Annotated in this window: 13 protein-coding genes and 1 tRNA gene; 8 read left to right on the top strand and 6 right to left on the bottom strand. The window is 68.9% G+C overall.

Annotated features, from left to right (window positions below; translation table 11 throughout):
* Nucleotides 1-1,327: ATP-binding protein (locus IJH84_RS21755; RefSeq protein ID WP_295148331.1), on the bottom strand; the 1,327-nt coding region annotated here is incomplete at its 3' end.
* 452 nt (nucleotides 1,328-1,779) lie between these two features.
* Here IJH84_RS21755 and IJH84_RS21750 point away from each other — a divergent pair.
* A complete protein-coding gene (locus IJH84_RS21750; protein WP_295148328.1) occupies nucleotides 1,780-2,802 on the top strand; it encodes a hypothetical protein in 1,023 nt (340 codons plus the stop codon).
* Nucleotides 2,803-2,887: 85 nt separating this feature from the next.
* Here IJH84_RS21750 and IJH84_RS21745 read toward each other — a convergent pair.
* From IJH84_RS21745 to IJH84_RS21730, 4 genes are all read right to left on the bottom strand, one after another.
* A tRNA-Leu gene (locus IJH84_RS21745) sits at nucleotides 2,888-2,961 on the bottom strand.
* Nucleotides 2,962-3,100: 139 nt separating this feature from the next.
* The gene (locus IJH84_RS21740) at nucleotides 3,101-4,225 is read right to left on the bottom strand and encodes a hypothetical protein (RefSeq protein ID WP_295148324.1); all 1,125 of its coding nucleotides are present in this window, start codon (nucleotides 4,223-4,225) and stop codon (nucleotides 3,101-3,103) included.
* 359 nt (nucleotides 4,226-4,584) lie between these two features.
* Nucleotides 4,585-5,907, bottom strand: coding sequence for an NAD(P)/FAD-dependent oxidoreductase (locus tag IJH84_RS21735; protein WP_295148320.1), 1,323 nt, complete (start codon nucleotides 5,905-5,907; stop codon nucleotides 4,585-4,587).
* A 458-nt stretch (nucleotides 5,908-6,365) separates the two neighbouring features.
* Entirely contained in the window at nucleotides 6,366-6,539 is a 174-nt protein-coding gene (locus IJH84_RS21730) for a hypothetical protein (RefSeq protein WP_295148317.1), read from the bottom strand.
* 148 nt (nucleotides 6,540-6,687) lie between these two features.
* Between IJH84_RS21730 and IJH84_RS21725 the strand changes: the two genes are divergently transcribed.
* The 5 genes from IJH84_RS21725 to IJH84_RS21705 all read left to right on the top strand — a co-directional run bounded on the left by IJH84_RS21725 (nucleotide 6,688) and on the right by IJH84_RS21705 (nucleotide 9,763).
* Nucleotides 6,688-7,014: a hypothetical protein gene (locus IJH84_RS21725; protein ID WP_200069281.1), complete on the top strand. Its 327-nt coding sequence runs from the start codon at nucleotides 6,688-6,690 to the stop codon at nucleotides 7,012-7,014.
* Between the two features lie 13 nt (nucleotides 7,015-7,027).
* The gene (locus tag IJH84_RS21720) at nucleotides 7,028-7,885 is read left to right on the top strand and encodes a WXG100 family type VII secretion target (RefSeq protein WP_200069280.1); all 858 of its coding nucleotides are present in this window, start codon (nucleotides 7,028-7,030) and stop codon (nucleotides 7,883-7,885) included.
* 2 nt (nucleotides 7,886-7,887) lie between these two features.
* Nucleotides 7,888-8,520 carry a hypothetical protein gene (locus IJH84_RS21715; RefSeq protein WP_295148313.1) on the top strand — a complete coding sequence of 211 codons (633 nt, stop codon included), beginning with the start codon at nucleotides 7,888-7,890 and terminating at the stop codon, nucleotides 8,518-8,520.
* Nucleotides 8,521-8,547: 27 nt separating this feature from the next.
* Complete coding sequence (locus IJH84_RS21710; RefSeq protein WP_295148312.1) at nucleotides 8,548-8,991, top strand: YbaB/EbfC family nucleoid-associated protein; 444 nt, start codon at nucleotides 8,548-8,550, stop codon at nucleotides 8,989-8,991.
* A 229-nt stretch (nucleotides 8,992-9,220) separates the two neighbouring features.
* On the top strand, nucleotides 9,221-9,763 hold the full coding sequence (locus IJH84_RS21705) for a DinB family protein (RefSeq protein ID WP_295148310.1): 543 nt from the start codon (nucleotides 9,221-9,223) through the stop codon (nucleotides 9,761-9,763).
* 184 nt (nucleotides 9,764-9,947) lie between these two features.
* Here the strand turns inward: IJH84_RS21705 and IJH84_RS21700 are convergent, their stop codons facing one another.
* Nucleotides 9,948-10,706, bottom strand: a complete 759-nt coding sequence (locus tag IJH84_RS21700) for a uracil-DNA glycosylase (protein ID WP_200069414.1) — start codon at nucleotides 10,704-10,706, stop codon at nucleotides 9,948-9,950.
* Between the two features lie 61 nt (nucleotides 10,707-10,767).
* Between IJH84_RS21700 and IJH84_RS21695 the strand changes: the two genes are divergently transcribed.
* Nucleotides 10,768-12,243, top strand: a complete 1,476-nt coding sequence (locus tag IJH84_RS21695) for a peptidase S10 (RefSeq protein ID WP_295148307.1) — start codon at nucleotides 10,768-10,770, stop codon at nucleotides 12,241-12,243.
* A gap of 149 nt (nucleotides 12,244-12,392) precedes the next feature.
* Entirely contained in the window at nucleotides 12,393-13,214 is an 822-nt protein-coding gene (locus IJH84_RS21690; protein ID WP_200069277.1) for an SAM-dependent methyltransferase, read from the top strand.
* Nucleotides 13,215-13,237 lie beyond the last annotated feature (23 nt).

Raw genomic sequence — 13,237 nt, 5'->3', positions numbered from 1 at the left:
TCTGGATGCCGCCCGCCGCGCGGTAGCCGGCGATCGTGAGCCGGCCGCTCTGCCTGCGCTGCCAGGTCACCAGCAGCGCGTGCGAAAGCAGCGGCAGCGCACCCGCGTCGTAGGCCCGCTGCCCCGGCTTGCCGTAGGAACGGCCGATGCCCGCCCCCAGGTCCCGCAGCAGCACGTCCACCAGGCCGGACTCGATCTGCAGCCCGGTGGCCTTGGCCGGACCGGTGATCGCTTTGCGCAACTCGGCCAGCGTCATCGCGCTGAGCACCATCTGCCGGTTCTGCAGCGCCTCGGCCAGCTCCGGGAAGTCCAGGCACCGCCCGTAGAAGTCCGCGCGCAGTCCGAGCACCACCAGGCCCGGCGCGTTCCCGGTGGTGCACATGGCGTGCAGGGCCTGCACGAACAACGCTCGGGTGGCGTCGTCCGGGCACATCGTGAAGGTTTCCTCGAACTGGTCCACGACCAGCACGAGCCGCGCCTCGTCGCCCTGCTGGGCGCGCAGGTGTCCGGACACGGCGTCGCGGACCGCCTCGGCGAAGCGGAACTCCTCGTCGGCGCCCGCCGGCACCTGCTCGACTTCGCCGAGCAGCGCACCCAGCTCCGGAACCAGGCTGATCAGCACTTTCAGCGGATCGTCGCCCGGTGTCACGGTGCGCACCGGCCAGGACGCCGAGCCCTGCTCCGGCAGCGCGCCCGCGGCGATCGCCGGGATCAGCCCGGCGCGCAGCAACGACGACTTCCCCGCCCCGGAGGCGCCGACGAGCATGGTGATGCCGCCTTCCTCGGCGGCCATCCCGAGCCGGTCGACCAGCGTTCCGGTGCTGCGCTCGCGGCCGAAGAACCACGCGGAGTCGGCCTCCTGGAAGGCGGCCAGCCCGCGGTACGGGCACAGCCCGGAGTCTTCCGCGGGCGGCTCGGCGGAGCTCGGTGCCTCGTCCGCGGGCGGCTGGTCCGCGGACGGCTCGGACGAGGTGGGGGTGGCCAGCGCCTGTTCCCAGAGCCGCCGCCACGCCTGCACGTCGTAGAGGCCCTCCACCGGCGGCTGCGCCCGCTGCTTGCGGGCTTCGCCGATCAGGATCTCCAGCACGACCGACAATGCGGCGAACCGGGCGGGCACGTTGCGGCCGCGGCGCCAGTCGCTGATCCGCTGCGCCATCGCGCGGATCGGGCGGCCCCGCTCGTCCAGCGTGCGGGTGCGGTCGTCGGCGTCGGCGACCCGCGGCAACGGCGGATCACCGGCGGTTACGTAAAGCAGCGCGAACCGTTCCGCGAACAGCGCTCGCGATCCCGCACCCGATGCCGAAGAACCCGTCCGCCGGTCCGTCATCTCCGTCCTCCTCCGGTCCGGATCCGGACCGGAAAATCCGATGCGCCATGTTGCGCAGGCATTTCCGCGTTCACCGGTGCCGGGCAGACCCAACCGGGCGCCGATGACTGCCATGCTTTCGCACACGGGCTGCGCCGGGAGGAGCCAGGCGCACATTCCTCCGCGGTGACTCCGGGCAGCAGCCGGCTGGCGGGCGGTGTGCCGCTGACGTGACTGGGGGTTTCGTCAGCGGCACGCCACACCACGTGGCCTCGCCGGGCGCCCGGCGCCGGTCCGCCCCGAGCGGGCACGCGCGCCGACTTCCGGCGATCACGAGACTACGCGGATCGCACCCGCGCCGTGGCGTTGGTCGGAAACGGATCGGTTCTGCGCGGCCGAGCCCCGCGATCGGCATCTAATCACCAGGCTTACGGCGGATCACACCGCGTGATCGATCCGCCAAACTTGATCGAATGTCAAACCTGCTCGACGCCTGGGACAAGATCGCGTCGGTCGTTTCGGCGTTCATCGGCATCGCGTCGCTGCTGTTGTCCATCCGGCAGTTCCGCAGGGTCAAAGCCGCGAGCCAGCCCCGCATCCCGCTGCCGGACGAGGATCCGGTCATCGCCCTCCACGAGGAACCGGCCGCGCGCCCGCGGGAGCAGGCCCTGATTCCGCTGAGTGCGACATTGCTGCTGGCCACGCTGCTGCTGATCTATTCAGATGCCGCCGGTTCGCACGGCTGGCGACTCGTCGGCCTGGTGCTGATGGGCGCCATCGTCGTGCTGGGCATGGTCGCCGAGGCGCTCACCGACCACCGGCAAGTCCCGGCCCGGCCGGAGTCGGTGCCGAAGACGCCGAAGCGCTCGATCTTGCGCGCCGCGACGGTGCTGCCGCTGGTCCTCGTCGGCTACCTGTTCGTGAACATCCCGGCCGACGGCTTCGGCCTGCTGGTCACCCGCATCCTGCCCGTGCCGGCCACCGGGCTGTTCGCCGCCGTCATCCTCACCCGCAGCGCGGGGCGACGGGCCGCGTCCGCACGCCGCACGATGCGCCCGCTCGGTGCGTTCCTGCTCGGGTTGATCATCGGGGCCATCGCGCTGCTGGTCCAGCGCGGCCCGGCGGCCGGCTGGTCGACCAGTGAGAACGTCGACGGCGCCTACGCCGAAGGCACCATCACCCGCACCACGGACGGCGAGCTGGAAGTGTCCGGGGACGTCTTCGACAACGTCGCGAACTACCTCGGCACCCGGCTCTACGTCGATGCCCGGCAACCCGGCGGTTCGGTCACGCACCGGTCCTTCCACAACGGCGGGGGCGAGGGAAGCGCGGAGCCGATCGACGGGGACACGGGCATCGGCGTCGCGAGATACACCGTGCCCGGAGACACCGAGTCGATCGACGTGCTCATCTGCTCCACCAAAACCGACGAGGACGAGGAAGTGATCTTCGACGTCCAGTGCGCCGCCACCCCTACCCGGATCTGGCCCCGCTGAGCGGAATCCGGCGTCCGGCGCCTTGGTGATCCCCGCTGCGCAGCGGGAACGATGCGAATTCCGCGCGCCTGCGGGACAGGGAGGGTGCCCCCGGTCGGGGTCGAACCGACACTCGGACGAGTTTAAGTCGTCTGCCTCTGCCAATTGGGCTACGGGGGCTCGGCCGCGCGCTGCCGTCAGGTGAACGGCGGGGCCGCCGGGTGGGACGCATCGAGCGTGCCCGCGGTTCCGGCTGATCGAAAACCGCCGTGCAGAGCAACCGGTGGCTGCACGATCAACGCGCGACGGGCGGGTGGGCTCACCGGCTCCACCCCGGTAACGGTGCCGCGGCGGAGAGGTACTCGAACCGCTCGGCGACCCACGAGTGCACCGCCGCGGAGACCGCCCCGTCCTGCGCCCGGTGCTCGAACCAGCGCCAGTCGCAGTTGACGTTGACCTCCAGGAACACGTGCTCACCGCGCACCGCGAGCAAGTCGACCGCGGCCACGTCCAGCCGCCAGTAGCGGCACAGCGCCAGCAGCTTGGTGATCAGATCGCTGGGCAGCTCGACCCGCTCCACCACCACGGAATCCGGATCGACCCACAGCTGCGCGGGATCGAGCTTGTCCACCCGGTAGGCGATCACCCGCTCGCCGACGACGAACGCGCGGATCTCGTGGTCCGCCTCGAGGTACTGCTGGACCAACACCGGCGCGGGTTCGCGCCCCTCGGTGGAGCGGCGGATGTCCAGCGGTCGCGGGAAAAGCCCGCGCAACGCACCGGGTTCCGGCTCCAGCAGGTGATGCCCGGCGGTTTTGACGATGCAGTTGTCCCCGCCGGGCCGGTTGCGGCCGGGCAGCGTCGTCACGGTCGTCCGCGGCACCCGCAAGCCGAACGCCGCCGCGTCCCGCAGCTGCGTCAACCGGTCCAGGTGCGAGCTGGAGCGCACCGGGTTGATCTGCTCCCAGTCGGTGCGCCCGGACAACCAGCCGGACACCGCGCGCCACTGCTCGCGGACGTAGGCGCCGTGCACGGTGGTCGGGTCGACCGGCAGCGCGGTGATGTCGAAGTGCCTGCGCCACACCAGGATCGGGCGCAGCAGCCAGCGCTCGAACTCGATCAGCGGGTTGTCGGTGTAGACGGTGAGCGCGACCTCCAGGCACCGGTCCGCGTCGATCCGCACCATCCGGATGTCCCGTTCGGCCAGCGCCAGCGACAGCTCGTTCATCTCCATGTCCGCCGCGCGCGCCAGCACCAGCACGCACGGGGTGGGGTCGCCGTCGCCCTCGTCGACGAGGTCGGCGCGGTGCATCCGCTCCTGGAAGTCGAGGCTCGCGTCGTCGGAGCGGAAGAAGTAGTCCTGGCCCTGCAGCAGCAACGGGCCCGGCCGGAAGTCGTGCGCGGGCGGAAAGGGGCGCGCGAGATCGTCCGCCCCCTCGCTCATCAACCCCAGCCTCCTGCGATACCGCGAATCAGCGAGTGCGCCCGGCGCCCGCGCGGCGGGCATCCGGACTCAGTCGTCCTTCTTGCGGAACACCTCGGACGCGGCGCGGTATTCGGCCGCGAAGTCGGCCAGCGGACCGTCCTGGACCTCTCCGCTGCGCAGCAGAGCGGCAAGCTCCTGGAGCGTCAAAGGTTTCAACCCCTTCCGGGACCGCGGCATCCTTTCAGGTGACGATGCCCGTACAGTTTTCGGTTCCCCGCTACTCAATGTCAAGAGTAGCGGGTCACCTGATCGCCTGCGCGGAGCAGTCCCATCACGAGAGCGCCAATGCCGCTACCCAGCGAACACTCGCCGGTAACTTAGCTCGCCGCGGCGCGCTCGAAATCGGCCTTCGGGTCCTGGATCTGGCCCATCGACACGGCCTCCCTGCGGAACAGGAACGCCAGCGTCCAGTCCACGATGATCCGCAGCTTGCGGTTGAACGTGGGCATCCGGCTCACGTGGTACGTGCGGTGCATGAACCACGCGACGAACCCCTTGGCCTTGAAGCCGTAGACGTCGGCCACACCCTTGTACAGCCCCAGCCCGGCGACCGAACCGGCGTACTTGTGGTGGTACTCCTTCGTCCGCTTGCCGCGCAGGCTGGCCAGCAGGTTCTTGCCGAGCTGATCGGCCTGGCGCACCGCGTGCTGCGCGGACGGCGCGCAGGTCGCGGACGGGTCGTCGTCGGTCTTGGACAGGTCCGGCACCGCCGAGCAGTCACCGGCGACCCACACGTCCGGCAGTCCTTCCGCCTGCAGGTGCGCGGTCGCCTTGACCCGGCCCCGTTCGTCCAGCGGCAGGTCGGAGTCCTTCAGCACCGGGTTCGCCTTCACACCCGCGTTCCACACCAGCGTGTCGGTGTCGAACTCGGTGCCGTCGGACAGCACCGCGTGCCCGTTCTCGACGGTCTTCAGGAAGGTGTTCAGGTAGACCTGGATGCCGCGCTCTTCCAGCGCCTTGACGACGTAGACGCCCATCTTCTCGCTGACCTCGGGCATCACCCGGCCTGCGGCTTCGACGAGGATCCACCGCATGTCGTCGCGCGAGATGTTCTCGTAGTAGCGCGTCGCGTACCGGGCCATGTCCTCCAGCTCGGCGAGCGCTTCCGCGCCCGCGAAGCCGCCGCCGACGAACGTGAACGTCAGCAGCCGGGAACGCATCTCCTCGTCGGAGGTGTTGGCCGCGGCGTCCATCTTCGCCAGCACGTGGTTGCGCAGGTAGAGGGCTTCGCCGACGGTTTTCAGGCTGATGCCCTGCTCGGCCAGGCCGGGGATGGGCAACAGCCGGGGCACCGAGCCGAGCGCGACGACCAGCTGGTCGTAGTGCAGCGTTTCGGCACCGGTCTGCGGGTTCTCGATCGTCACGGCCTTGTCGGCGTGGTTGATCTCGGTGACGCCTGCGGTGATCACGTGGCACCGCTTCAGGACTCGTCGCAGTGGCGCTACCACGTGGCGAGGCTCGACCGAGCCCGCGGCCGCTTCCGGCAGGAAGGGCTGGTAGGTCATGTGCGGCTGAGGGTCGACCACGGTGACGGAAGCTTCCCGGCGCCCGAGCTTCGACTGAAGCTGCAGCGCCGTGTACATGCCGACATAGCCGCCGCCGAGGATGAGAATCCGGGTGGGTTCGGATTTACCAGCCATGCCGCTATGGTCGCACCACTGAAGCGCGACATGGCTCGCACACCCCCTTAATGTGACGCCAGTCGCGCGTGGCGGTGATCACGCATCACGGATCGTGCGCGCGCGCATGCGCTCGGTGCTCATCGAAAGGCGAGCCGCAACGCTGCTCGAGGGGTGTCGGTGCGGCCACCCTACCGACTTTTGCAGCTGCCGTGCCAACTCACCGCAGCACCTTCGGCCGAACCGCCGCTATGACGACTTTCCGCCGCTGCTCGACACGATTCAGCAACGCTGCGGAACAGGAACTCGATGCGCACTCGGACAATCGCGACGGGGTTACCGCCCGGCGATCACCGGCGGTCCGTGTGCCGGACGAGCCCGGCGCCCGGGACATTTCAAACGGATTCCGCGAACCGCCGAGGAGATTTGCTGTTCGTCACATCCCCAACTCCGGCAATGCGCGAATCTCGATGCGTCGATCAGCGAAGATTTCCACCGACCGCCTCCCGGCATCCCCTCGCGGATATCCCGCGCAGCACGATCCTACTGATCTTGCAATCGCGACTGGCCTGTTCGCGGCCGACACGCACCGTCGCCGACGAGCCGGAAAGCGTTTGCACCGCCGCGTCGCCGCTGCTGTTTCGCTTGCTCACGCCGCTACCTGAAGCCGATCGAGACCAGCTCGGGAGGTAACCGAAGAGCCGAACTCGTGGAAGGCCGGACGTCCGGTGCAAGGCCGCCCTAGACTGCAACATCACTCGCACGGGTGATTGTTACGCGGCTGACGGACAAGGGGGATCCATGGAAGGTCAGCAGATCGACGTCGACTTGGGAGCGCTTACCGAGTTCGACCGCGCCTCGCAGCGGCATGCCGCGGACTTCGACAAGATCGTGCAGAAGCTCGAGCAAGCCAGCGTCGGCCGCGAGAGCTTCGGTTTGATGCCGGGCAGCGGTGAGATCTTCGACGGCTACGAACAGCGAGTTCAGTCCAGTTTGGAGAGCCTGGGCGCCTGCGCCGACGCGATGCGCGACCTCGGCGGTCTAGTCGCCGGCTGCCGCGAGGTGTACGAGCAGATCGACACCATGCTCGTCGCCGAGTTCGCCCAGCTCATCGACGAGCTGGACTAGGGGGCCGGCTGCGATGACCGCTCCAGGCAAGATCGAGGTCAATAACCAGCTGGAGAGCCTGCTCAACGGACTTCCCGGCGAGGTCCGATCAATCGTGCGGCCCTTGGCGGATCCGTTCATCGAGGTCATCGAGATGGTCTCCGGAGATCCGGACGATCTGGTGCGGGCGGCCGAAGTTTGGCGCGACGCCGCCTCGCGCACCCGCGAGATCACCTCGCAGCAGCGGTCGGACGGCGCGCAGACCCGGCAGCACTGGAAGGGTGCGGCGTCCGACGCCTTCGGCGCCAAGCTCGAACAGATCGGCACGACCCTCGACGAAGTCGCCAAGAACCTCGACGACACCTCCGAGCTGCTCGTGCAGGCCGCCCAAGGGTGCGCCGAAGCCGCGAACCTGATCCTGGACATCCTCGTCGACCTGCTCATGTTCCTGATCGCGGACCTGCTGATCAGCCTGGCTCTGGCCGTGATCAGCGCAGGGGCGTCGATGGCAGCGGGGGCAGCCGCGGCAGCTGCCAACGCGGCGCGCGCGTTCTCCCGGGTCATGAAGATCGTCGAAAAGCTGGCAAAGCTGATGGACCGGCTGCATGACCTGATGAAGCAGCTCAAGCGGGGCCTGGACACCTACAAGCGGGGCTTCGAGGAACTCAAGGACCTGAAGAAGTCGACCAGTCTGTTCAGCCGCGAAGGTCTCCTGGCGCGCGGTGGGAAATCCGCCTACACGGCGCCGGCCCGGATACCGCTCGGGCAGGCGATCGGCGAGCCGGTTCCGGGCGGCGCGGCCGGGCTCGGAGCGAACATCGGCAAGGACGTCTACAAGTACGCTCAATCCAGTTCCGGCGAGATCAATCCGCAACCGAACCAAGGTCAGTGACCATGCCGCTGTTGAACGCATTCAAGATCCACGGTGACGCCGCTCAGCGAGCGCTGCAGAACCAGGAAACGCTGCTGGCATTGAGCCCGGCGACGGTGGCTTACGGAGTAACCCGCGGGTCTCGCGGCGCGGAACCGGATGCCGACCGGGTGCACGACAAGCTCGGCGAGGTCGCGGGCCGGGCGGGTGCAGCCGTCAAGCGCGCGGAGGGGAGAAGCCGCCCGCGGCGCGGAGTGGTCCGAGCACTGCTCGCTCCGTTCGCACTCTTCGGCGCCGGCCCCGCGGGTCCGAGGGACTTCCCCGAATCGTGGTTCGGCGGGCGCACCTGCGAAGGACGGGGTGGATCCGCCGCTCGCGCCGTTCAACAGAGCACCAAAGAGGTCCGGGAATCATACCTGGCCGTTTCCGACCGACGTCTCCTGCTGCTGGGGCAACGGGAGTCAGGCGGTCCGATGAGCGTGCTGTGGACGGCGTCTCGGGATGCGGTCGCGATGGCTCGCCGCCGTCCTCGGCTCTTGGCGCGAGCACGGTTGGAAATCCGTTTCACGGATGGTTCGTGGGTCGTCTTGAGCGCATGGCCGCCGAACATCGGGAGCTGGCACGCCAAGCAAATCGTCGAGGCTCTCGCTCGGTGATTCGAGAAGAACGGGGGAAGATCATCGATGTCCGAGATCTCCGAGCGCATGGAACAGCTGATGCGCAACGTGCAAGAACAGGCCGCGAAGGCCGACGAGCTGCAATCCGCCGTGGAGAACGTGCGCGGCACGGCGACCAGCGCGGATCGCTCGGTAACTGTCACCGCGGCATCCTCGGGTGCAGTGCTGGACCTCCAGTTGGACGCACAAGCGGCTCGCCAGTCGCACGTGGTGCTCCAGAAGACGATCTTGTCGACGATTCGGGAAGCGACCCGCAACGCCGCCGAGCAGCTCGACGAGGTCGCCGAACCGCTGCTGGGTGACCAGTTCGGGCAGTTCCAGCACCTGATGAAGGCCGGAACCGGACACGTGGCGACTCCGGGGGAAGACGCCAAGACTGCCCCACCACCTCGGTTTCAGGCGGACGACACCGGGGATGACGACTTCCAGGACCGGACCTACCTGCGGTAACCGGTCGCGGTCGGTCTCATCGGGTTGTGCAAGCCGACCGACAGCGCAAGCGGCATTCGACATCCTCGCGCAAGCTCGACCGCCACCACCTCCAGCACCGTCCCGGCGCTAGGGGTCCGGCGTCACCTCAGCCCCGCCGGCTCCTTCGCCTGCCGCAGCACGCTTCGCAGCATGCAGTTCCGATGTTGTGTCGGCTCGGCTGTCTGCCGCTCTAGCTAAGTTCACGAACATGGAGGCAACCAACCAACCCGATCCCCCGGCCCTTCTCGGCGAGATGGGCGATCCTCTCGCCACGACGCGGAACACTCATCACCTGCTCATCGGCTACCTCGACTGGTATCGCGACCGGCTCCTTCGCAAGATTTCCGGGCTGTCAGAAGCACAAATGAGAACCCCTGTGGAACCGCTGGGGTGGTCGCCACTGCAACTCATCAAGCATCTCGGCATGGTCGAACGGCGCTGGCTCAGGTGGGGGTTCGCAGCCGAAGACGTGCCCCCCTACCTTCCCGGCGGCGACGAGTCGGGGTGGGCGGCAACGTCGGAGTCCACGACTGCGGTCCTGACCGCGTACCGCGACGAAGTCGAACGCTCGCGGACACTGGTCTCTGAGGCGACTCTCGACGATCGGGCCGACATCGGCGGCCGGTTCCACGATCCAGAGCAAGCCCCATCTCTGGGGAGAATCTTGTTCCACCTTCTCCAGGAGTACGCGCGTCACGTAGGGCAACTGGACGTGGCGCGAGAACTCATCGACGGCACGACCGGTGAGTAAGTCAGGAACGCGGCTGACCGTCAAAGGACGGCGAGCTTACGCATAGCCCGCTGGACGTTCGAGGCAAGAACCTACGAACGACGCCGTTGCCATCCCGCGCTCGGTCTCCTTGTCGGCGACGGATGGCACACGACTTGGTAAACGTTCGGCGTTCATAACGGCAAGCGTTATGCCCGAGCGAAGGTCACTTCACGCCTGCCAGGCCCTTCGCCTGCTCCAGGACCTCCCGCAGCATCGCCGGAGTGAGCTTGCCGGTGAAGGTGTTCTGCTGGCTGACGTGGTAGCAGCCGAGCAGGTGCAGGTCCGCTCCGCCGTCGGTGGCGGGTAGTTCGGCGTGCGCAGCGTGGCCGAACTTCGGCTGCGGCGAGGGCACCTGCCACACCGCGTCGCGCAGTACCGGCAGCAGGGCCTGCCAGCCGAAACCGCCCAGCACCACGACGACTCGCAGCGTGTTCCGCAGCAGCACGAACTCGTGGGAAAGCCAGCTGCGGCACGTGTCGCGCTCACCGGTGGTGGGCTTGTTCGCGGGCGGCGCGCAGTGCACCGGCGACGTGATTCTGGTGCCGTACAACGTCAAACCGTCGCCGAGGCCGTAGGCGTGCGGCTGCGATGCGAGGCCGACGTCGTACATCGCCTGGTAGAGCACATCGCCGGAACGGTCACCGGTGAACATCCGGCCGGTGCGGTTCGCGCCGTGCGCGGCGGGGGCGAGACCGACGATCGAGATCGCCGCGTCCGGCGGTCCGAAACCCGGAACCGGACGGCCCCAGTAGGTCTCGTCGCGGAACGCCGCCCGCTTCTCCCGCGCGACCCGTTCGCGCCACTCGACCAGCCGCGGGCAGGCCGTGCAGCGGGCGACCCGCTCGTCCAGCTCGCCGATCGCGGTGGTGCCTGCGGCCGCGGTGGCGGGGTCTTCGACGGGATGCTCGATCAGTTCGGAGATCACCAGCCCACGGTGGCAGAAACACCGCGGAGCTGCGGTACGCGGCACGTAGGGTGCGGATATGGCAGCCAGCGAAACGAAACCCGGCGACTCCGAACAGGCCCCCGCGAACACCCCGGCCGAGCCGGTCGACGACCTCGTCAGCACGCACCACACGATCACCGCCAACGGCGCGGAGCTGCCCTACACGGCCACCACCGGCCGCATCGTGCTGCGCGAAGAGGTCTACACCGACGGCAAGTTCGAAGGGCACAAGCCGAAGGCCGAGGTCTTCCTGACCTCCTACGTCGCCGACAGCGCCGAACCGCGCCCGGTGACGTTCGCGTTCAACGGCGGGCCCGGATCGGCCAGCGTGTGGCTGCACCTCGGGGTGCTCGGACCGCGCCGGGTGCTCTCCGGCGATGCGGGCTCGACCGCAGCCCCGCCGTACGGGCTGGCCGACAACGAGCAGACGCTGCTGGCGCACAGCGACCTGGTGTTCATCGACCCGGTCTCCACCGGTTTCTCCCGCGCCGTCGAAGGCGGCGACCCCGGCGGTTTCCACGGCTACAAGGCCGACATCGAATCCGTCGGCGAGATCATCCGGTTGTGGACCTCGCGCAACGGGCGGTGGATGTCGCCGAAGTACCTCGCCGGTGAGTCCTACGGCACGCTGCGCGCCGCGGCGCTCGCCGAGCACCTGCAGGACCGGCACGGGCTGTACCTCAACGGACTGCTGCTGATCTCGTCGGTGCTGGACATGGGCACTATCCGGTTCACAGAAGGCAACGATCTGCCGTACTGGCTGTACCTGCCGACCTACGCCGCCATCGCGCACCACCACGGCAAGCACGGCGACCGCCCGCTTCGCGAAGTGCTGGACGAAGCGGAGAAGTTCGCCTCCGGCGACTACGCGTGGGCGCTGGCGCGGGGCGCGCGGCTGTCCGCGGCCGAACGCGCGGACATCGTGCGGCGCACCGCGGAACTCACCGGCCTGTCCGAGGACTACGTGGACCGCGTCGACCTGCGCATCGAGCACCTGCGGTTCTTCACCGAGCTGCTGCGCGACCAGCGCCGCACGGTCGGCCGAATGGACGGGCGCTTCCTCGGGTGGGAAGCCGACGCGGCGGGCGAACGGTTCACCGACGACCCGAGCGTGTCCGGCATCATCGGTGCCTACTCGGCGGCGATCAACCACTACGTGCGCGAAGAGCTGGAGTACGTCAACGACCTGCCGTACGAGCTGCTCACCAGCCGCGTGCAGCCGTGGTCGTACAAGGAGTTCGAGGGCGCCGCAGTATCGGTCGTGGACAGGCTGGGTTCGGCGATGCGCGCCAACCCGCACCTGCGGGTGCACGTCGGTGCCGGCTACACCGATGGCGCCACGCCGTACTTCGCGGCCGAGCACGTGCTCGCGCGGCTGCCGATTCCGGAAGAGCTGCGGGAGAACATCGAGGTCCGCTACTACGACGCGGGCCACATGATGTACGTGCACGAGCCGTCGCGGGTGCAGCAATCCGCCGACCTCGCCGAATTCGTCCGCAACGACCGTCCCTAGTGGACGCGGGGCCGCAGTTCAACCAGGGGTGAACGGGCCGTTCGGCCGACCGGAGTGGAACCGGCGGTCCGTTCCCCAACGCACGGCGGGCGGGCGGCGGGCGCGACTACCCATGGTCATCGACCGCCCGTTGTTGCACCATCAACAGCATGGTCGAGAGTGATCGAGAGCGGTTCACCACGCTGCCGGAGGTGCCGGACACCGACCGGCCCAACTCCGCGCGGATGTACGACTACTACCTGGGCGGTTCGGCGCACTTCGCGGTCGATCGGGATGCCGCCGACGACGCGCTGCGCGTGCTGCCGCAGTCGGCGACCTACGCGCAGGCGAACCGGGCCTTCCTGGGGCGGGCGGTGCGGTTCCTGCTCGCGCAGGGCATCGACCAGTTCCTCGACCTCGGTTCGGGCATCCCCACCGTCGGCAACGTGCACGAGATCGCGCACTGGTCGAACCCGCGCGCTCGCGTCGCCTACGTCGACCACGAACCGGTCGCGGTGGCGCACGCCAGGCGGATGCTCGAAGGCAAGCCGAACGTGACGATCACGCAGGCCGACGTGCGCGACGTGGACAGCGTGCTGGCCGCGCCCGGCGTCGCGGACATGCTGGACTTCGGCCGCCCGCTGGCGGTGCTGGCGATCGCCATCCTGCCGTTCGTGCCGGACGACGCCGAGGCCAGGCAGCTGGTGGCCCGCTACCGGGCCGCGAGCCCAGCGGGCAGCTGGCTGGCGATCTCGCACATCTCGCAGGTCTCGGCCACCGACGAGCAGGTGCGGGTCGCGCACGAGGTGATGGCCCGGACCCCGACCCCGGTGGCGTGGCGCAACCGCGTGGACATCGAGTCGCTGTTCGACGGGTACCGGCTGGCCGATCCGGGCCTGACGTTGTCGCCGCTGTGGCGGCCGGACCGGACGATCGACGAGGACGAGGCGGCGCTGGCCAACGCCTACGGCGGCGTCGGCTACCTGGTCTGACCGTGGGCGGGCCGCGCGGCCCG

The organism is Saccharopolyspora sp., assembly GCF_017434145.1.
GTDB classification, from domain to species: Bacteria; Actinomycetota; Actinomycetes; order Mycobacteriales; family Pseudonocardiaceae; genus Saccharopolyspora_C; species Saccharopolyspora_C galaxeae.
The sequence above is the reverse complement of the archived record's forward strand: the minus strand, read 5'-3'. Positions and strand labels throughout refer to the sequence as shown.